The organism is Rhizobium mayense, from assembly GCF_030272705.1.
Classification (GTDB): Bacteria; Pseudomonadota; Alphaproteobacteria; order Rhizobiales; family Rhizobiaceae; genus Rhizobium; species Rhizobium mayense.
In genome coordinates this window covers 75,900-95,523 of record NZ_JARFYM010000002.1, presented here as the reverse complement: position 1 = coordinate 95,523, position 19,624 = coordinate 75,900, and the positions used below count along the sequence as shown (strand labels likewise).

General features: G+C 60.1%; 15 protein-coding genes and 1 pseudogene. 8 read left to right on the top strand and 8 right to left on the bottom strand.

Annotated elements, in window-relative coordinates; genetic code table 11:
• Positions 1-6 precede the first annotated feature (6 nt).
• Complete coding sequence (locus PY649_RS03075) at positions 7-1,527, bottom strand: DUF1800 domain-containing protein (RefSeq protein WP_285866660.1); 1,521 nt, start codon at positions 1,525-1,527, stop codon at positions 7-9.
• A 241-nt stretch (positions 1,528-1,768) separates the two neighbouring features.
• On the opposite strand from PY649_RS03075, the gene PY649_RS03070 reads away from it, so the two are divergent.
• From PY649_RS03070 to PY649_RS03060, 3 genes and pseudogenes are all read left to right on the top strand, one after another.
• Positions 1,769-1,933 carry a hypothetical protein gene (locus PY649_RS03070; RefSeq protein ID WP_285866658.1) on the top strand — a complete coding sequence of 55 codons (165 nt, stop codon included), beginning with the start codon at positions 1,769-1,771 and terminating at the stop codon, positions 1,931-1,933.
• Positions 1,934-2,199: 266 nt separating this feature from the next.
• Positions 2,200-3,342 carry a M24 family metallopeptidase gene (locus PY649_RS03065; protein WP_285866657.1) on the top strand — a complete coding sequence of 381 codons (1,143 nt, stop codon included), beginning with the start codon at positions 2,200-2,202 and terminating at the stop codon, positions 3,340-3,342.
• A gap of 361 nt (positions 3,343-3,703) precedes the next feature.
• A pseudogene (locus PY649_RS03060) lies at positions 3,704-5,362 on the top strand (PAS domain-containing sensor histidine kinase); the annotation flags it as partial.
• Positions 5,363-5,377: 15 nt separating this feature from the next.
• Here the strand turns inward: PY649_RS03060 and PY649_RS03055 are convergent.
• Entirely contained in the window at positions 5,378-6,091 is a 714-nt protein-coding gene (locus tag PY649_RS03055) for a DUF899 family protein (RefSeq protein WP_285866656.1), read from the bottom strand.
• Positions 6,092-6,225: 134 nt separating this feature from the next.
• Entirely contained in the window at positions 6,226-6,861 is a 636-nt protein-coding gene (locus PY649_RS03050; RefSeq protein WP_285866655.1) for a J domain-containing protein, read from the bottom strand.
• Between the two features lie 318 nt (positions 6,862-7,179).
• Between PY649_RS03050 and PY649_RS03045 the strand changes: the two genes are divergently transcribed.
• Together PY649_RS03045 and PY649_RS03040 are read left to right on the top strand one after the other, a co-directional pair.
• Positions 7,180-7,383 carry a hypothetical protein gene (locus PY649_RS03045; RefSeq protein ID WP_285866654.1) on the top strand — a complete coding sequence of 68 codons (204 nt, stop codon included), beginning with the start codon at positions 7,180-7,182 and terminating at the stop codon, positions 7,381-7,383.
• A 22-nt stretch (positions 7,384-7,405) separates the two neighbouring features.
• On the top strand, positions 7,406-7,675 hold the full coding sequence (locus PY649_RS03040; protein ID WP_285866653.1) for a hypothetical protein: 270 nt from the start codon (positions 7,406-7,408) through the stop codon (positions 7,673-7,675).
• Positions 7,676-7,733: 58 nt separating this feature from the next.
• Here the strand turns inward: PY649_RS03040 and PY649_RS03035 are convergent, their stop codons facing one another.
• The 4 genes from PY649_RS03035 to PY649_RS03020 form a co-directional block, all read right to left on the bottom strand.
• A complete protein-coding gene (locus PY649_RS03035) occupies positions 7,734-9,887 on the bottom strand; it encodes a putative bifunctional diguanylate cyclase/phosphodiesterase (protein WP_285866652.1) in 2,154 nt (717 codons plus the stop codon).
• A 285-nt stretch (positions 9,888-10,172) separates the two neighbouring features.
• A complete protein-coding gene (locus PY649_RS03030) occupies positions 10,173-11,675 on the bottom strand; it encodes a DegQ family serine endoprotease (protein WP_285866651.1) in 1,503 nt (500 codons plus the stop codon).
• Between the two features lie 276 nt (positions 11,676-11,951).
• Positions 11,952-12,611 (bottom strand): DUF2161 domain-containing phosphodiesterase, encoded by a 660-nt coding sequence (locus PY649_RS03025; protein WP_285866650.1) that lies wholly within the window; start codon positions 12,609-12,611, stop codon positions 11,952-11,954.
• A gap of 36 nt (positions 12,612-12,647) precedes the next feature.
• Positions 12,648-13,544, bottom strand: a complete 897-nt coding sequence (locus PY649_RS03020; protein WP_285866649.1) for a LysR family transcriptional regulator — start codon at positions 13,542-13,544, stop codon at positions 12,648-12,650.
• Between the two features lie 145 nt (positions 13,545-13,689).
• Here PY649_RS03020 and PY649_RS03015 point away from each other — a divergent pair, with 145 nt between their 5' ends.
• The 3 genes from PY649_RS03015 to PY649_RS03005 all read left to right on the top strand — a co-directional run bounded on the left by PY649_RS03015 (position 13,690) and on the right by PY649_RS03005 (position 16,232).
• A complete protein-coding gene (locus PY649_RS03015; protein ID WP_285866648.1) occupies positions 13,690-14,889 on the top strand; it encodes an MFS transporter in 1,200 nt (399 codons plus the stop codon).
• A gap of 163 nt (positions 14,890-15,052) precedes the next feature.
• Positions 15,053-15,769, top strand: coding sequence for a nitroreductase (locus tag PY649_RS03010; protein ID WP_285866647.1), 717 nt, complete (start codon positions 15,053-15,055; stop codon positions 15,767-15,769).
• A 58-nt stretch (positions 15,770-15,827) separates the two neighbouring features.
• A complete protein-coding gene (locus PY649_RS03005; RefSeq protein ID WP_285866645.1) occupies positions 15,828-16,232 on the top strand; it encodes a cupin domain-containing protein in 405 nt (134 codons plus the stop codon).
• A 109-nt stretch (positions 16,233-16,341) separates the two neighbouring features.
• Here PY649_RS03005 and PY649_RS03000 read toward each other — a convergent pair whose 3' ends face one another.
• Entirely contained in the window at positions 16,342-19,602 is a 3,261-nt protein-coding gene (locus tag PY649_RS03000) for a GH36-type glycosyl hydrolase domain-containing protein (RefSeq protein WP_285866644.1), read from the bottom strand.
• Positions 19,603-19,624 lie beyond the last annotated feature (22 nt).

The following is a 19,624-nucleotide window of genomic DNA, read 5'->3' as shown; positions in this document are numbered from 1 at the left end:
CTCGCTCTAGCGACGATTGAATTCGGGCGAAGCAAGCACGAGCGTCAGGCCCGTCATCTTGTTCGGCGCCTGCGATACGACCCGGATCGTGTCATCGCGGGCAGCGTCCGCAAGCGTCTCCTTGAGGAACTGCCGCGGATCCTTCTGCTTGCCGTAACGACCGATGGCACGCCGCACCCACGAAATCCGCTCGGAAAGCTCGCCGGCATTGATCCAGGCATCGAAACCCTCCGGAAAACCAGCCGGGCTCGGCGGCCGCCAGACCGGCTGCCCCATGCGCCGCAGCGCGTAGATGCCGAGACCGCGTGGCACGTAGAAGGTCGCGTCGATCGCGGCCTGCCGGCGTTTTGCTTCCTGAGGATCAAGCGTAGTGTCGGGGGTGGCGGAACTATTGCCTGGCGTTGGGGGACTGTTGCTGGCCATGGCCTGCACCCCATCTTCATCATCGGCGAGCGGATCGACAATTGCTCCTGCCGCGGCGTTCTTGGGAAGATCGAGCGCGCGCAGGCCGGCCACGACGAAGTCGAAAGGCTGCCGGGCCTTGGTTCCCTCATTCGTCCAGGCGGCCGGATGATCGAGCATCGCGTCATAGACGGCCATCAGGTCGCCATTCGTCTTTCGCCACGCCTGGGTCATGACATCGATCATCGCTTGTGGAGGCGTATCGGAAATGAAGTGGATAGCGAGCTTGCGGCTGATATGTGCCGCGGTTTTCGGGTTTAGCGCCAGATCGTCCAGCATCTGCAGGTAATCCCGCTCGGTCCGTTGTGTTCGGCCATAGCTGACGCCCAGCACCTGGTGGCTACCAGGCTCTGCAGCGGCCTTGCGGAAATCGGCCTCTACAGCCTGCCGATCGACCGTAATGCCCGTCAGTACCATGGCGGCGGATCGCACATCGTCTTGCGTATAGCCGCTTCCGGCGCCAAGCGTATGCAACTCCAGCAGTTCGCGGGCGAGGTTCTCGTTGAGCCCTTTGTTGCGTCTGATGCCGGCGGGGGAATCCGGCCCGAGCGACTGCGCCTGATCGAGATAAATCAGCATCGCCGGATGCTGGGTGGCGCTGCGCAGCAGATCCGGAAACGTCCCGCCAATATGAGGCCGGATCGCCTCAGCCTCGAATAGAGGGACGATGAGTTTCATCGGCTGGGTCTTGTCGACGCTCACCGAGAAATGATTCGTCCAGAAGGCAGCCAGCCGCTCTTGAAAGCCGTTCGGTGAGAAGACCGCCTGGGCGATGCGTGCATCCGCATCGCGTTGGTAGCTCCGCTGAAGCTCCTTGAAGACAGTTTTCTGTTCATCGCGCTTGGCGGCGTCATCAATATTGCTGGCGCGGATGTCGCGAAGACGGTCTATCACACTGCCGATCGCCTGGCGGCGTGCCTCGATGCCGCCGACTGGAAAGAGGCAGTTGCCGTCCCTGACCCGCATCGGGTCGAGCAGGGCGTCCTTGTCGGCCGGCGGCGCTTCACCGGGACGGAAGCCGTAGCCGAACCGCAGCGCTGCCAGGGTCTGAAATGAAAGGCTCATCGCTTGTCACCGCGTCACCGATTTCAGACACGCTTGCAGGCAATTGTGACAAGAAAGTTCGGAAATTGTGGCTTTTTCCCGACATGGACAATTTGTAATCCCCACAGGGGGTAGGGTTCTCCGCAGGGGGGCGATCCGTCCCTAATTCGTTCCTAATTTCTCTTCTATATGATCAAAGGAAATGAGGTGGGCTATGGTTAGATTTATTTATCGGAACATCGTGTTTTTACTGGCAACGGCCATGACCGCGCTCGCCATCGTCATGTACAACTTGTTTTTGCTCTTGGTGAGGCATCACCACACAGTGCTGCATGACATCCGTCAAGGCGTCTTTGTGGTTGTTCTCTTCGGCATTTTTTATGGCATCGTGCGTTATATTCAAGCAATACCGGACGACGCCGACTAGAATTCTTCAAAAGCTCCGGCCCCATATCCGAGTTCTTCCAGCTCCATAGCCGTCAGCGAGCGCACGCTCCCGTTCAACAAAACCAAATGCGTCTCTTCAATCCGGCTGCGGCGGACCGGCACGCCGGGGATCGTTTACTCGCGTGGAGCATCGCCTCTTTGCTTTTCGTTTTCTTGTCGACATATTGCCTACAGTCGCATTAATGTCGATCCAGGACGCGGCGCGAGCCGCGGGAAAATTACAGACAACGAGAACTGGAAAGCAAGATGACATGGTCCCACCCCGTCGCCCTCATCACTGACGATGAACGGCAACTCCGGCTGGCGCGGTTGAGACAGGCGCTGGAGGCTGAGCAGCTCGCTGGAATACTCCTGGGTTCGACGGACAGCCTGCGCTATTTCACCGGTCTCGTCTGGCATCCGAGCGAACGGCTCCTCGGCGCCCTGGTCACGCCTACGGCACTTTACTATATCGTCCCGGGCTTCGAGCGCAGCCGTGTGGAAACCCTGCCGCATCTACCTGGCGAAATTTTGGTGTGGGAGGAAGAGGAGAACAGCGCCGAGCTCGTTTCACGCCTGCTGGGTCAAGCCGGTTCGCTCGCACTTGACGACGAGCTGCCGCTTTTCTTCTACCACAGGCTCGCGGCGGCTTTCGGCGCCGGAAGATTGACGGACGGCGGCGTCATCATACGGAGCCTGCGGCGCATCAAATCGTCAGCCGAGATCGCTCTTATTCAATACGCCATGAACCTGACGCTCGACATCCAGAAGCAGGCGCATGCGCTGATGAAGCCAGGCATCAAAGCTTCTGAAGTCGTCGACTTCATCGACCGCCGGCATCGCCAGGTCGGCGCCGATGGAGGCTCGACCTTCTGTATCGTTTCCTTCGGAACGGCGACTTCGCTGCCGCATGGCGCCGAAGGTGATCAGACGCTTGCGAAAGGGGACGTCGTGCTTGTCGACACGGGTTGCCAGATCGACGGCTATCATTCCGATCTTACCCGCACCTATGTATTTGAAGGCGGCAACAAAGAATTCGAAGCGGCCTGGGCGATCGAACGCGAGGCCCAGCAGGCGGTCTTCGATGCTGCCAAGCTCGGCGCGCCCTGCTCGAGCCTTGACGATGCAGCGCGTAGGGTGATTGCAAAACATGCTCTCGGTCCCGACTACCGCCTCCCCGGACTGCCTCACCGCGCTGGCCACGGCCTCGGTCTGCAGATACACGAAGAGCCCTATATCGTCCGCGGCAATGCCACGCCGCTCGCCGCCGGCATGTGTTTTTCCAACGAGCCCATGATCGTCTTTCCCGACAAATTCGGGATTCGACTGGAAGACCATATCTACATGGCAGCGGATGGTCCGCATTGGTTCACCACTCCCGCCCGAGGGCCAAGCGAGCCATTTTCGTAATCGCCAGGCCGCATCAGCAGGGTGACAGCAAGCATACATTCCGAATTGTCGTGACGACCGGCTTTGGCTTTTCGGTCGCACGCGAGCCTCGTTGTCGCGGTGATGAGTACGGTCATGGTTAACGATCCATTGCCGAAGAAAGCGCATATGAATCTGCATTTGCATTATATCAAAATAAACATTGAGTTAACGGATTTCGAGTTCGGCGCGGAGAGATGTATTCGAGCTTGAGCGAATAGAAACGCAAACGTCCGTAGGCAGCTTTTGATCAGGGTTCCGGGTCTCTGAGGGAACTAAACCGGGTTCCGACAGTTTAGTGACGTTTAGAAACGTCAGAGGACAGTATCACCGCCAAGGTGAGGCGCACGCGGTTATCGATGCGATTAGAAATGCGGAGGGCGATTTGCTGGGATTTGCAAAGATTACGCGCGATTTTTCCGAACGAAGAAGGGCGGAAATTGAACTCAGGCAGAGCGCGGAGCAGTTCCGCATCCTCGTTCAGGGGGTTGCAGATTACGCGATCTACATGCTCGATCCCGAGGGGCATGTCTCCAGTTGGAATCCGGGAGCCCAGCGTATCAAAGGCTACACACAACAAGAAATACTCGGCCAGCATTTCTCCCGCTTCTACACAGAGGAGGACCGCACGGCCGGGCTTCCCTGGAGAGCGCTCGATATCGCCGCCAAAGATGGACGATTCGAAAATGAAGGCTGGAGGGTCCGCAAGGATGGGTCCCGGTTTTGGGCGAGCGTCGTCATAGACGCCATTCGCGGAGATGACGGATCCCTTCTGGGGTTCGCAAAGGTCACTCGCGATATCACTGAAAAAAGGGATGCCCAGCGCAAGCTGGAACAGGCGCAGGAAGAATTGTTCCAGGCGCAAAAGATGGAAGCCGTCGGCCAACTGACCGGTGGAATGGCGCACGATTTCAACAATCTGCTGATGGCCGTTCTCGGCAGCCTGGAGATCATGCGCAAGCGTATCGCCGACAATCCCAACATCACGCCGTTGATCGATAACGCCATCCAAGGCGCGCAGCGTGGCGCGGCGCTGACGCAGCGGATGCTTGCTTTTTCTCGACGTCAGGAACTCAAGCTCGAGGCGTTCGACGTGATCGAGCTGGTTCGCAATATGACGGACTTGCTGCAGGGCGCGATGGGTCCATCGATGATGATCGAGACACATTTCCCCTTAGGCCTTCCGAGAGTGAAATCCGATCCGAACCAGCTTGAGAATGCTCTGTTGAATCTGGCCGTGAACGCGCGCGACTCCATGCCAAGGGGCGGTTCCCTCGTCATTGCCGCAAGGTGCCAGGAGATTACCAAGGGTGAAGCGCGCGGTCTGGAAGCAGGGTCCTATATCTGTCTCTCCGTCAGGGATGAGGGAGAGGGGATGGACGAAGAGACCCTTGCCAATGCAACGACACCATTCTTCACGACCAAGGGGGTGGGCAAGGGAACAGGCCTGGGACTGCCCATGATTCAAGGGTTGATGGCACAGTCAGGAGGCAAATTGGTCCTGAAATCGTGCAAGGGCGAGGGGACCACCGCCGAGCTTTGGCTTCCTGTCGCGGCGGAGACAGACATGAGGGCGGATGAGCAGGTCGCGGAAGCAGCACCTGCAGGCGGCGGGTCTTTCAATATTCTGGCTGTGGACGATGATGCGCTGGTCCTGATGAATACAGCGTTGATGCTGGAGGATCTTGGCCATACCGTTCTGCAGGCCTATTCAGGGGAGGAGGCGCTGAAGCTGATGGCTGATCACGACAACATCCATCTGGTCATCACCGATCATGCCATGCCAAGGATGACAGGCTCTCAGTTCGCCGCGGCGATCGCTGAGCGCCTGCCCGACCTGCCGGTCATCCTCGCGAGCGGTTATGCCGAGCTGCCGGCCGGAAGCAACAACGATTTGCCCCGCCTCCCAAAGCCGTTCAATCAGCAACAGCTTGCCGCGGTGATCGCCAAAGCCGTGGGAGCTGGCCCCGTCGCCAATATCACGGTTGCCGACGGGAAATAGCCAACGTCTCTCCCGTCACGCATGTCCATAGATGAGCTTCGGATACCAATCCCTTGCCCGTCCCTCGGGCGTCATGTCGAGAATCGTCCATAGCGGCATAAGGTCGGGAGCGCCGCGTGGATCCTGGCCGGGGTCGGCGGTCACCGGGCCCATTTCCTCGCTCCAGAAATGCCGGATCGTTCCGTCCCGGCGGGTAAAGACATTGATGGCCGCATCGTCGCTGCCATTGGTGCCGAGCGCACGATAGTCGCGGCTATATTCGCCGGTCGGGTCGGAATAGAGCGGCAGATTTTGCCAGCGGCGTTCCCGCTGGAAATCGAGCAGTCTTTCGATTGGCGACCGAGCTACGACGGCGATGGCCATTCGCTGTTCGATATCGAGCACTTCACCGTCCAGCGCCGAAAGGAACGATGTGCACATTGGGCATGGCCGCGCTCTCTCCGGTCCGAACATGTAGCTGTAGATCAGCAGGGTTTCCTTGTCGTCGAAGAGATCGGCGAAATCGATCGGACCGTCCGGGGTGATGAACTGATAGTGCTTTTTCACCATGCCACCCGGCGGCAGCGCACGCCGTTGCGCGGCGACGCGCTCGATATGCCGCCGAAGCTCGATCTCCTCAGCCAGCAGGTCGTTTCGAGCCTGCCGGTATTCATTGCTTTCATTCGGAAACCTGGCGCCGTTCCTTTGCGCCAGTTCAGCAGCCGGTATGTATCCATCTTCGTTGATCATGGTGTCCTCCCTGTGCGATCCGCGGCCCAGTACTGGTCGTATGGCGCCGGCGGATTTCGACAATAACGCGGAGGAAAAACCCGGTTGCCGGTCGAAAGTTCCCGCGTTTCACGGAGGCTTTTGATCGGCGGGAATCACTGGGCGGCAGAGCGGGCCTCGGGCGCGTCGTCCCATTCGACATCAGAAGTCGGTTCTTCTTCCTCGAGCATCGGTGTGTCCATGACATAGAGATAGCCTTCGAGCATGTCGCAGGCGCGCTCGGTGGCGTCGATCTTTGCTTCCGTTTCGCTGATCGCCGTCGCAATGGCCTTTATACGGGCACGCAGCATATGGCCTACGACATCCTTGCCGGGGCGTTTTCCCAGGCGATCCAAATGAAGACGGATACGGTCGGAATGACGCTCCAGTTCGCTTTTGCTGAAATTTGCCTTGCGGATTTCGTCCATAAGACTGGCGCGCATATGGGCGACGGGATCGAAGGTTCCGGGTTCGCGCTCGTCCAGAACCATATCGGTGATGAGCTTCTCGATGGCGACCAGCGCCTGTAAATCTACAGCGTCAGTCAGTTCGACGTCGTAGCCGGTATCGTCGAAGAGCTTTCGGCGCACGGGGTCCAGAAGCAGCTCATAGGCCTTCTGTAGCCGCCCGAAAGTATCGACGTCGCCGCCGGAATCGGGATGCGCCGTCTTCGCCCTCTTGCGGTAGGCCGTCTTGATCTGTTCTTCGCTCGCATCGCGTCCGATGCCGAGAATCTCGTATGGATCGGTCACTCCAACTCCTGCTGTCGCTCAGCCCCGTCCAAAGTCCTGAAGCCTTTATGCCGTCGATGGTATCGGCAGAACGCAAGGCCCGCCGACGGGCGGTTCCTATCCGTCCCCACGCTCTTCTCTATCATCACCACGGCAGAGTTTGGACAAAAACTATCATGATTCAACGCAGAAACGCCCCTTCTGTTGGAAGCCGCGATCCTTTAGCAGATTTTTATTTTACGCCGTGTTTCCCACAATCGAAAAACTATGCCGGTCCTTCTAGCCTGATCTCGACGGTTGTCGCCCGCGACATCCGTTGTCAGCAAAAGGATCAAAGCGATGTACGCTCGTTACGGCATTCAATATCTCGCTCAGCATTTGCAGCAGGAGCAGGAACTTCGCGCCTCCAGGAGATACGATGGCGCCGGGGAAATCGATCAGGCCGCGCCCCATTCCCATGATGTCAGAATTTTCGTGCGGCTCGCCTGCGTCATCGCCGTCTTCTCCGTCGGCGCCGCCGGCGTCACGCAATTGATGCATTGATTTCAGAAAAAAGCTGCCGCCCATGGCCATCGAGCTGGACCAGACATCACGCGATACCGTCAATCGGTTCGTGATTAAATGCGTTGTGGCGATCGTGATATCGCTATTTGCCCGGTCGAACTATCTTCTCTCCGCAGCGCGCTGCTTCCAACTCTACGCGCTGTTGATGGGGCTGATTGCGGCTTTGACGCGACAGCGCTATTCGGCTCACTCCTTCAATCACTGGAGCGAAGCTCTGTGGCTGGCCTTTATATCCGCCGGCCTGCAGGTGCTGTCCCACCCGACTGCCTGAACGAGGTTAAGACGGCGGAAAACCGTCTCACACGGCAGATGAAGGTGAGATCTAGACCTTAACACCGCTCCCGCATCACGCGCGTCATCTCCTCCGCCGGGATGGGCCTGCTGAACAGGTAGCCCTGGATGGCATGGCATCCGGCCTCCGACAGGAAACGGGCCTGCTCCTCCGTCTCCACGCCTTCCGCGATCACGTCCAACGCCAGTATCCGCGCAAGCGAGACGATTGCGGAGGTGATTGCCATATCGTCGGCATCATCCGGAATATCGGCGATGAAAGATCGGTCGATCTTGAGGCGCGACAGGGGAAAGCGTTTCAGCGTGCTCAGGCTCGAATAGCCCGTGCCGAAATCGTCAATCGCGAGGCTGACGCCCAAGGCGTTCAGTTCATGCATCTTCATGATCGCCCCCTGCACGTCGCGCATCAGAAGGCTCTCAGTGACCTCGATCTCGAGCCACTGCGGTTCAAGACCACTCTCTGCGAGGGCGGTGGCCACATGCCGGATCATGCCAGGTTCCTGGAATTGCCGGGCCGACATGTTGACGCCAATCTTCACGGGCGGCAGCCCCAGTTTCTGCCATTTTTTCGCCTGACCGCAGGCCTTGCGCAGGACAGCCTCGCCAATCGGAACGATGAGGCCGGACTCCTCGGCAAGCGGAATGAATTCTCCGGGAAAGACGAGCCCGTCGGTCGGATGGTTCCAGCGCACGAGCGCCTCCACGCCAATGATCTCGCCCGTGGTCATGTCTTTCTGCGGCTGGAAGTGCAAGACGAACTCGTCCCGCTCGATGGCGCGCCTCAGTTCCTCTGAACGTCCGAGTTTTTGCCGTGCGTTCTCCGCCATAGCTGGGTCGAACACCTGGATACTGTTCCGGCCGTTCTCTTTGGCGCGATACATCGCCATATCCGCGTTGGCGAACAGTTCGGTGGCCGTTTTGCCGTGTGCGGCAAAGCAGGCCATTCCCATGCTGCACGTGAGCTGCAGGTTCATTCCTGCCAAGGTAAGCGGCCGTGCGATGGCCTCACGGATGCGCGCCAGCCGCGGGACGAAGTCTTCTTGGGTCTGCTGGAGAGCCAGAATGAACTCGTCACCGCCGATGCGCGATACCAGATTGTCTCGTCCGATCTCCTCGGTGATCCGGTTCGCAACGATCTTCAACAGCTCGTCGCCGGCCGCGTGACCGAGGCTGTCGTTCACGAGTTTGAAGTTGTCGACGTCTAGGAAGACGACCGCGACTCTCCCGGAGGTTTCGCCGGCACGCCGCAGCATATCATCGAGCTTTCGGTCGAGCAGCGCGCGGTTTGGCAATCCGGTCAGGGCGTCGTGTTCAGCAAGGAAGGTGATGCGCTCAGCGTCATAGTGACGGTCGATCGCGATGCCGATCGTTTGAGCGACGCCGGTCAGGAACTCCCACATACTGGCTTCATGGCTGGAAGATTCTTGCACGGCCAGCACGCCATGCTGCCCGCCATCACCCGACGAGATTGCGAGGCAGCGCCAGGATGCCGGGTTGTCGAAGATACCTGCCGGCGACATCGAAATGGCGGCTGCCGATTGGGACGCCGCTGCGACATGAAGTTCCTCAGCGCCTTCGTCGTGCAGCAGCACGGCGGCGGCGATACCGGGGATGACCTCTTCGAGTAGATCGGCTACGTCCCGCAGCAACGCGTCAAGACGCACTCCCTTAGCCACCGCCTTGAGAAGTTGCGCCTGAGCCTTCATCAGGCTTTCGCTGCGTTTGCGGGAAGAGATGTCCCGCGACGCCCCAACGACGCCGATCACCTTCCCAGCTTTGTCCCTGAGCGGCACGCGCGACATCATCAGCCAGCCGCTGCCTCTCAAACGGCGTTCTTCCAATCCGAGATCGGGTTCGCCGCTCTCCATGACGTGTCGTTCGACGGCGGCTATGCTCTCAGCCGCGGCCGATGGATGGAGGTCGTAATCCGTCAGCCCAACCATGTCCTCCACGCGCTCGAGCCCATTGTTCAGGACGATGGCCCTGTTGGCGAACAGGAAGCGCCCCTCCAGATCCTTTGCATAGATATAGTCGGGCACGTGGTTGATCATGGCCACGAGCCAGTCGTAGCGCTCGGCGAGACTGGGTTCGCGGGTCTGCGGGATCTCTTCCGTCGAGCGCGGGCGCGCGATCATTTGGTCGGCATCCACAGGTACCGACCCCAAAATCTGTTCTCCCACTGCCTTACGCATGTTCCCCTCGCAATCCACGCTACGATACAGTCTGAGCAAACAGTTATGTATCAGTGAAAGGCCTGTTGTGGGAGTGTTGCGTGTCGGTCTTCTCTGACGACATCGTAAACCAGTCGTTGACAAGTGACGTTTTCGTTAAAAATTGCCCTGCTCGCGACAAGTGCGCGCAGGCGCATACATCATCCCCGGTCATCGCCGCACTCTCGTCCAGACACACCTGCGCCCCGCCTCCAGTGACAGAGACGAGGCACAGATGTCCTACAGCAGTTGTCCTTTAACGGATGCTTATGCTGCTGCGAATGGCACAGCCACGAAGGTCTTGTTGCCGTCGCGCTGGATCAGCAGCAGGACCGATTTGCGGCCTGCCTTGCCGGCTTCTGCGACCGCGCTCTGGACTTCATGGGCATCGTGCACCGGCTTATCGTTGACCGAGACGATGATATCGCCCGTCTGGACGCCGGCGGCGGCTGCCGGCTTGTCGGGATTGACGCTGGCGACAACGGCGCCCTCGACATTGCGCGGCAGGTTCATCTGCTGGCGGAGATCAGGGGTCAGGTTGGCGAGACCGACGCCGATGCTCGGCTGGTTGGACGGCTGAACCTTGCCGTCACCCTTGTCATTGGCCGCCTGCTTACTGTCGTCGTTGCCACCGATGGTGACGTTCACGTCGACGCTCTTGCCATTGCGCCACACAGTGACCGACCGCTTGTCGCCCGGAGAAAGATCGGCAACGAGGCGCGACAGATCCTTGGGCGTCTTGACGGTTTCGTTACCGACGGCGGTGACAATGTCGCCGCTCTTGATACCAGCATCAGCAGCCGGCGTTCCGTCGGTGACGTTGGCGACCAGGGCGCCCTGCGGCTGCGACAGGCCAACGGCATCGGCTACATCATTCGTCACCGGCTGAATGGCAACGCCGAGATAGCCGTGATCGATCGAACCGTTCTTTTCGAGCTTTGCAACGATCGCCTTGGCTTCATTGGAAGGAATGGCGAAACCGACGCCGACGCTGCCGCCATTCGGCGAATAGATGGCGGTGTTGATGCCGACGACATTGCCGTCGCGATCGACCAGCGGGCCGCCGGAGTTGCCGTGGTTGATCGGGGCGTCGATCTGAATGAAGTCGTCATAAGGGCCGCTGTGGAGGTCACGTCCGCGAGCCGAAACGATGCCGGCGGTGACGGTCGTGCCGATGCCGAAGGGGTTGCCGATCGCCAGGATCTGGTCGCCGAGCTTCAGCTTGTCGGAGTCGCCCCAGGCGACGGTTGCAAGCGGCTTCGGCGTCTGGATCTTCAGAACGGCGAGGTCGGACTTAGCGTCGGCGCCCAGAAGCTTGGCCGGCACTTCGGTACCGTCGTCGAGCGTCACCTTGATGTCGGTGGCATTCTCGATGACGTGGTTGTTGGTGACGATGACGCCATCTGCGCTGATAACGAAGCCGGAGCCGAGCGCCTTGGCACGCTGGGCCGGATTACGCTGCGGCGCCTGCTGCTGCGGGAAGGGGATGCCCTGGTTCTCGAAGAACTGACGGAACTGCTCGTCCATCGGAGAATCGCCGGCATCAGCGCCTGCGTCGGCTGCCTTCATGGTCGTGGTAACGGTGACGACGGCCGGTTTGTCGGCGTCGACGATCGGCGCAAAGGAGCCGCCGGGGGCAATGATGCCGCCGGGTTCGTTGGCGGCCATGGCAGCGGGGCTGGTGAGGGCGAAGGGCAGGGCACCCGCGCCGACGATGATGGCCGCACCCACGATGGCTGCGGTGCGATGCTTGCGAAGTAGAGATGACATGGCAAATGTCCCTTACGAGAACGTTGGCGATATGGCGTCTTGGGTCCATGTCCAGGACCAGGCGTCAAACGGAGTCCACTTCTATTCTTTCCCAAGAACTTTGATTGCCCGAAGTTACTGCAGAATTTGCAGCGGAAAGAAGAATTGGCGCTGTTGATTTATATGGCTCGCCTGGTAACTTTTACAAATTAAATATTGATCATGTTTATATTACAATATTGCAAGACATTACTAGAATTTAATGTTTGGCAGCCGGAATTTCTCCATATTTATTGCTTAGGCGCCATCCGTTGGTGGCCAGCGCTTCAGCGCCTCAGCACCAAGTTCGGTCAGGGCGTAAATGCCGCGGTCGACGCGTTCGAACCAGCCATATACATTGTGCTGCAGGATTTTGGCGGCCTCAGGGGCATTGGCGCGAATATCTCTGGGGCGCTGCTGGCCATTTTGGATCGCAACTGCGCAGGCGAGTGCCTGTTGGCGATAGGCGGTCATGATCGGCGCTCGCGTGCTGCCGCCGCGCGCAGGATCGCCCTTTCGCCGCCTGTGTTCCTCGACGAGGCGTGATCGTCGGCGCGTGTTCTTGCGGGGCATGGGCGCGACGGGGCTGACGATGACGTCGACGGTGCCGCTGTCGGATACGGCCAACATGCCGAAGCCGAGGCGGCGGCAGAGGTCGCGAAACCGGCGGTCGCCTTCTCGCCCCTTGCCCTTCGCCGAGACGCGGGCGGCAATCCAGACCTCATCGCTTGCCGCCGCCCGATCGACCGCCTGCAGCACAAGCTCCAGATTAAAGGTCAGCTTCAATTCGCAGATGACGACGACAGGCGGTTCGTTGCTGCTCAAGCCGACAAGATCGCAATTGCCGATCTCGCCCTTTACCGTGTAGCCGGCTGCTTCCAGGAAATTCTTGATCGGAAGATAAAGTGCCGTCTCCAAATCCTGCCCTCTGCTTATCGAATGGTCATCGCTGTTTTACGTGATTCGCGATGCCAGAAAGTCGATAAAGGCGCGGATACGGGCGGCAAGATGATCGTGGCCGGCATAGACGGCATGGATCAGCTCGATATCTCCCGCATTGAAATCCTCCAGCACCGGCACCAGCGCACCGGCCTCGATATCCGGCTGCACGTGAAAATATCCGACGCGGGCAAGACCAAGCCCGGCGAGACAGAGGCTGCGCACCGTCGGCCCATTATTGGCTTGGAGATTGCCATAGACCGGTTTCACGAACTCCGATCCCGTTGCAGGATCGCGAAAGGGCCACCCCTCGGCGGTCGGGCGGAAGTTGAAGGTCAGGCAATTGTGACGGTCGAGGTCGTCGGGGGTTGCCGGCATCCCGTGTCTAGCGATGTAGGCCGGTGAAGCAACGATGACACGTCGCCTTTCGAGCAGCTTGCGGGCTTTCAGCGAACTGTCGCGTAGCGGTCCCGAGCGAATGGCGACATCGGCGCGTTCGCCGACGATATCGATGATGCTGTCGCTGAGCGAGATATCGAGTTCGATTTCCGGGTAGAGTGCCAGGAAATCCGGAATAAGTGGCACGATGCAGCGCACGCCAACGGCGACGGATGCGCTGACGCGCAGAGGCCCGCGCGGGACGGCAGCGCCACCGGCTGCCACGATACGCTCCGTCTCCTGTATTTCGGCGAGGATACGTTGAGCGCGTTCGAGATAGACCTCTCCCTCCGGCGTCAATTGCAGCGAGCGGGTGGTGCGCACGAGAAGGCGCGCGCCGAGCCGGTCCTCCAGCCGGGTGACGAGCTTGCTGACGGCGGAGGGGGACAAGCGCAATTTCCGCCCCGCCGCCGAGAAGCTGTGAAGCTCAGCCACCTGCACGAAGACGTCCATTTCACCGGCGCGATTATCCACCACGTTCTCATCTTTTGAATCAAATTCACAAGTGTTGAGTTTATGTAGCCGATTATCGATTGAATGTCTTGAGGCCATATTCTGCCCGAACAAGAACCAGCGCAGCCGGACGCGCTTCCGGATGCTTTTTCGATCGGGTCATCTTATGCCATCAGCTCTTTTTGCCCTGACGATCGCGGCCTATGCGATCGGCACCACCGAATTCGTCATTGTCGGTCTGCTGCCAACCGTTGCCACCGATCTTCATATCACCCTCCCGCTCGCAGGCCTCATCGTCAGCGTCTATGCGCTCGGCGTCACCTTCGGAGCGCCGATCCTGACGGCACTCACCGGCCGCATCGAGCGCAAGCCGCTGCTGCTCGGCCTGATGGCGCTCTTTGTCGCCGGCAACGGCATGGCGGCTCTAAGCTCCGGTTACGAGCTGTTGCTTGTCGCCCGGGTGCTTTCGGCCTTCGCCCATGGCGTCTTCTTCTCCGTCGGATCGACCATCGCTGCCGATCTGGTGCCGGAAAATCGGCGGGCCTCGGCGATCGCCATGATGTTCATGGGGTTGACAGTCGCGATCGTCACCGGCGTGCCGCTCGGCACGTTCATCGGCCAGACCTTCGGCTGGCGTGCCACCTTCGCTGCCGTCGCTGTCCTCGGCGTCATCGCTTTTGCCGGCATTGCGCTGCTGCTGCCGTCAAACCTGAAGAAGGCGCCGCCGGCGGGCATCGGCGAGCAGATCCGCGTGCTTGCAAGCGGTCGCCTGCTGATCGTCTTCGCCATGACGGCGCTGGGCTATGGTGGCACATTCGTCACCTTTACCTTCCTGGCCTCGATCCTGCAGGAAGTGACCGGTTTTGCGGCCTCCGCCGTCAGTCTGATCCTGGTGCTCTATGGCGTTGCCATCGCTGTCGGCAATGTCGTCGGCGGCCGCCTTGCCAATGGCCATCCGGTCAAGGCACTGACGGGACTCTTCGTCGCCCAGGCAGTCGTGCTCGTGCTTTTCAGCTTCACCGCCGTTTCGCCCTGGCTGGCAATACCGACTTTGGCCGCCCTCGGTTTCCTTTCTTTCGCCAATGTGCCGGGACTGCAGCTCTATGTCGTCCAGCTTGCCCGCCAGGTGCGCCCGGCGGCTGTCGACGTAGCCTCCGCGCTGAACATCGCCGCCTTCAACCTCGGCATTGCGGCGGGCGCCTGGATCGGCGGCCTGGTGGTGGATTCCTCGCTTGGCCTCGGTGCCACGCCTTGGGTCGGTGCCATCCTGGTCGCGGTCGCCCTTATCCTCACTCTTTGGAGCGGCGCGCTCGATCGCCGCGCGGCCTTTATCGTGGCGCCCGGCGCGGCAAGTGCTCGAACCTAGCCAGGAGGTGGCTGCAGCCTCAGTACGACGTTTCACCTAACCCTTGGTATGGCTTCGTCTAACCAATGGCAGTGCGCGGACAAACACTGCGCATAATTGGCTGGCTCATCTCAAATTGGTACCCCTTGGTTGCTCGGGACTTAGCAACTGGAAGGTAGCGATTATGGACGTGTATGAGGCGGTCAAAAGCCGACGGGCGGTGCGCAGGTTTATCGACCGGGACGTCCCGAAGGAGGTGCTGGAGCGCGTGCTGCTTGCCGCGAGTTGGGCGCCGTCCGGTTCGAACATCCAGCCATGGAACAGTTATGTGGTGACCGGCGCGCCGCTTGCCGAACTCAAGAAGCGGGCCGGAAAACGTGTCGCTGCACACGGCCCCTGGGACGAACGGGAATACGAAATGTATCCGCCCGCAATGAAGTCTCCGTATCGCGAGCGCCGATCCGCCTTCGGCCATGAACGCTACAGCGCGCTCGGCATTGCGGACGGCGACTGGGAGGCAAGTCAGAGAGCCGCTTCCGCGAATTGGGATTGTTTCGGCGCGCCCGCCGCCCTGTTCTGCTACATTGACCGCGAGCTGGGTCTACCTCAGTGGGCCGACGTCGGCATGTATCTTCAGACTGTCATGCTGCTGCTGCGCGGCGAGGGGTTGCACAGTTGCACCCAGATGGCTTGGTCAGTGTATCGCAAGACTGTCGCCGAGATCCTGTCGCCGCGGGAAGGGCTCGTCCTGTTCTGCGGCATGTCGATCGGCTACGAGGACGTCACGGAGCCTTACATCCGCACCGGCCGGGCGCCGCTCAATGAGACCGTCACGTTCGTCGGCTCGACTTCGCAACTATTGGCGCAAGCCGCGCAGGACGCTTCGCTGCTGGATATCTGAAACGATGCGTCCACTGCAAACGCACATCTACGATTGAACAACCAGGAGGACTACGACAATGAATTCAAATTTGCTCAGGCTATTGGTGTCGGCGACAGTTTGCCTCTTTGGCACATTGTCGGTTGCGGCGGATGACACTGCACATGTCACACCGCTGATGCAAAAGGACCTCCCAAATTATCCCGGCAAGGAGGGGCTGATGATATCAGTCGAGTATGGACCGGGAGGTTCTTCGCCCATTCACAAGCACGAGGCGAATGCATTCGTCTATGTTCTGGAGGGCGCGGTCGTAATGCAGGTCAAGGGACAAAAAGAGGTCACCGTGTCGGCCGGAGAGACCTATTACGAAAGTCCCACCGACATCCACCTGGTCAGCCGCAACGCAAGCGATACTAAGCCGGTGAAATTCATCGTCGTGCTGCTCAAGAACAAGGGCGCCCCGGTCGTCATGCCCGTGAAGTGACATCGGGTGAGATCGGTGGGCCGCTCAGTCGGTCAGAAGGCGTTGGCGACGGTTGCCACACAACTGCGCAAAACTGGAAGGGAGCCGCAATAAGCGGCTCCCTTCGCGTCTAGGCTTCGAAATTCAGTTCAACTTCAGAAACGGCAATCGATGCCGGCAATAGCGGCTTACGGATACGTTCGCCGAAGTGCCGTTTGAAGCCGAAGACATTGTTGATCAGGCTCCTCGTATAGAGGCCGGGGCCGCTCGAATAGATGCGCCAGCCACCATCAACGGCAATATTGCCGGCCTTGACGCGATCCCAATCATCAGACGCGTGATAACGATCGGCGAAAGCCGCGTCGCTGCTGCTGAAATAGGTGTTGCGCTGTCGCAGCGATGCCTGTTCGAGCCGACCGGTGACCGCGATCGGATTGGCGAGCGCCAGAGCGTTCCAGACACCTTCGGCATCGCTGTCCAGCGCCAGCGCCTCGCAGTAACGCAGATGCGCGTGCACATACATCAGCCCGATCTCGCGCCCGAAGAAGGACGAGGATTCGGCGCGGCGGAACAAGGTCTCGGGTCCGCCGGCATAGGTCGCCGGCTTTTCCATCAGCCTCACGCCATCCGGGAACAGGAGGTTGTCCTTGATCAGCTTCAAGTGCGCATGCCTCTGCTCCGGCGTGAAGAGACCACCCAGCATCGGCTGCGTCATCGCGATCAGCGAATAATGCAGGCCTGTGCGGGTGTCTTGCGGATGCAGCAGCAGCTCGACGCCGTCATGGCTCGGATCGAACACGCCATAGCCGGCGACGACGCCGTCGCGCATCAGGAGGCGGTTGAAATCGTCGCGCATGGCGGCGGCGGTATCCTTGAGCGTCTGCGCCTCCCCGGCTCGGCAGACCAGCGTCAGGATCTTGGCGTAGCGCACGAGTTGCTCGTAGAGCAGCGAGACCGTCCAGCTACTGACCATCCAATCTCGCAGATGCGGATCGGCGGGCTGCAGGCTGTCGTTCCAATCGCCTTCGCCATAACGGATCAGGCTGGTGCCGGGCACGAAACGGCTTCGCACGGTGTCGAGCAGCTTGTCGACATGTGCGGAGATCGTGGCCGTCTCCTCGGTTCGCTGCATGGTGTCGTCGGCACGCCATGGAACGGTTTCGGCCAAGAAGGCAAGATCACCGGTGGCTTCGAAATAGTCGCACAGCGCCTTCAGCGGCCAAACGACAATATCGCCATGGCTCTCACCAGCCCGGATATTGGCATAGGGCTCCAGCATGAACCATTGCGGCCAGTCGCCCCGGTCCCGATATTGCTCAGAAAAGACGGTGCGCAGGACCTGCTTTACTTCGGCGTCGTGTTCATAGGCGAGCAGGAATTCCACCGGTCCCTGGCAGACGTCGCGCGTCCCCCAGGCAGCGCCCGTATATTGCTCGAGGCCGTGCGGCACGCTCAAGTGAACGATCGCATCATGTGCAATCCAGGGCAACATCACAGCCTGTGCGGTGACATCGGGCCCGTCGCCTTCGATGCGTATGCTGCGCGTCACATGGTTCCAGAAACGATGTGCAGGGGTAAGCATCTCTTCGCTGCTGACGCCGGCCTTGTAGCGTTCGGCAAGACCTTCGCCTGCCGCTGCGTCGGTCATCGATCCGGTGACCGCAAAGCTGAAACTTTGCGTCTGATACGACTTGAGCGCGATGAAGGGGCCGTTGCGAGATACGCCGTCGCTGTAGAGAAGTTCGTCGCCGCCGATAACCTCGAAGGCATCCGGCGTCGAGGTGACGAGATGATAGGCGGCATGTGGATAGCGATCCCAAAGCCAGGACGGCTGAGGGCGGAACGATATCTGCTTGGCCGCTGCGTCGATCTCGATGTTCGCGACTGCTTCATAGTCACGTTCGCCGAGCACGATATGGCCGAACACCAGGAAACGGCAGGCGGCGCCCTCGACCGTGACGTTCCACTGCATGGAGGGATCGTCACCGGAGGCGATAGCCGACACAGTGATGGTGCGGCCGGCGAGCCTGTAGGTCCAACGGACGTCGCTAAGCCCCATGTCGAAGGCAGCGGGGACGCCAAGCAGGCGCCAGCCTTCGCCAAGATCGACGAGGATGCGCAGGCCGCTCGCCCGTGTCAGATTGTAGGGGTCGCGGGAAACGGAGAACAGCTTGTGGAAAGACGTATTGCCGATCGTCAACTGGGCGGCGAAGATGCCCTGCATCCAGCAGGTTGCGGCCAGTGTCTGGTCGTCCAGCAGCATGTTTTGGCCACTACGGATAATGGCGCCGTGACGGCGGGCGACGACATGTTCTTTCTCACGCAGCACGATATGGCGGTTGAGCGAGCCGTCGGGCACGAAGAAGGAATAGAGCTGGCCATCGATACGCTCTTCCAGCATCCGCTTCGAATATAGCCGATTGATCGTGGCTTCGTCCAAAGGCTCGGTTACGAACAGGGGCGCGTCCTGCACCAGGCTGCGGACCGGCAGGTCGTCAGCAATATCCGTCGCCGCCAGTTGGCTGAGCATCTGCGGCAGGGCGTCAAGGAGTGCAAGGTCGGCATCGCTGGAGGCCGCGGGATGATCGGCAACGAACAGGCCAAAGAATGTTGTGGTCACGGCAGCCCCTGGCGCGAGCGCGAGTGGCTTCGACTGGATCGCCGGGCAGGCGACTTCGTGCTGCCGGCGCGTGCCCGGCAGGCTTTCGCCAAAGCCCGGCACCATTTGTGCGTCGCCGCCGCGGGCCGGCACCACCAACTGGATCGCGTCTGTGGCATAGGCCGCTGCCCCATCAAGGCAGCCCTGTGCGAGCCAGGGATTGCGCCCGCCGCCCTGCTTGAGGTTCTGCCGGTTCATCACCACGGGACCAAAGGCAGAATGATCCGCAATATGATGGTCGATATACTGCGAAGCATAGGCTTCGCTATTCATCAGGAAGCCGCGATCGCCGAGGCCGACATCCTGGATCAGCACGAGATCGGCCGAGAGTGCGTCGCCAGTCGTATTTTCAAGCGACACCCGCCAGAACCACGCGGTGGTTTTGGGATCGAGCTGCAGCCGGACTTTATGCCTGATGCCACCGGTCTCGCCGCCCCAACAAAAGCCCGTCTCGTCATGGCCGAAACGCACCGCGGCCTTTGGGCCGACAATTTCAGCGACCGCAGGCTGCGTCCCGCCGGTGCGAAGATAGAGGCGCCCGATGCCGCCGTAAACGGGCGATCCCAGCACCTGGTTGATCATGACGCCGCCCTGCTGGTCGGCGAAGTCTATGGCAAACAGCGTACCGTTCGGTAGCGCCGATACAGATAGGCCGGCGCCGCTTGTAAGTGTGGAAAGATCGAGTTCTTCGCGCCGTGGCGTCTGAAAGCTGCGATTGGGTTCCGAGGACATAGCCGGTGTCTCGCTGATTCAT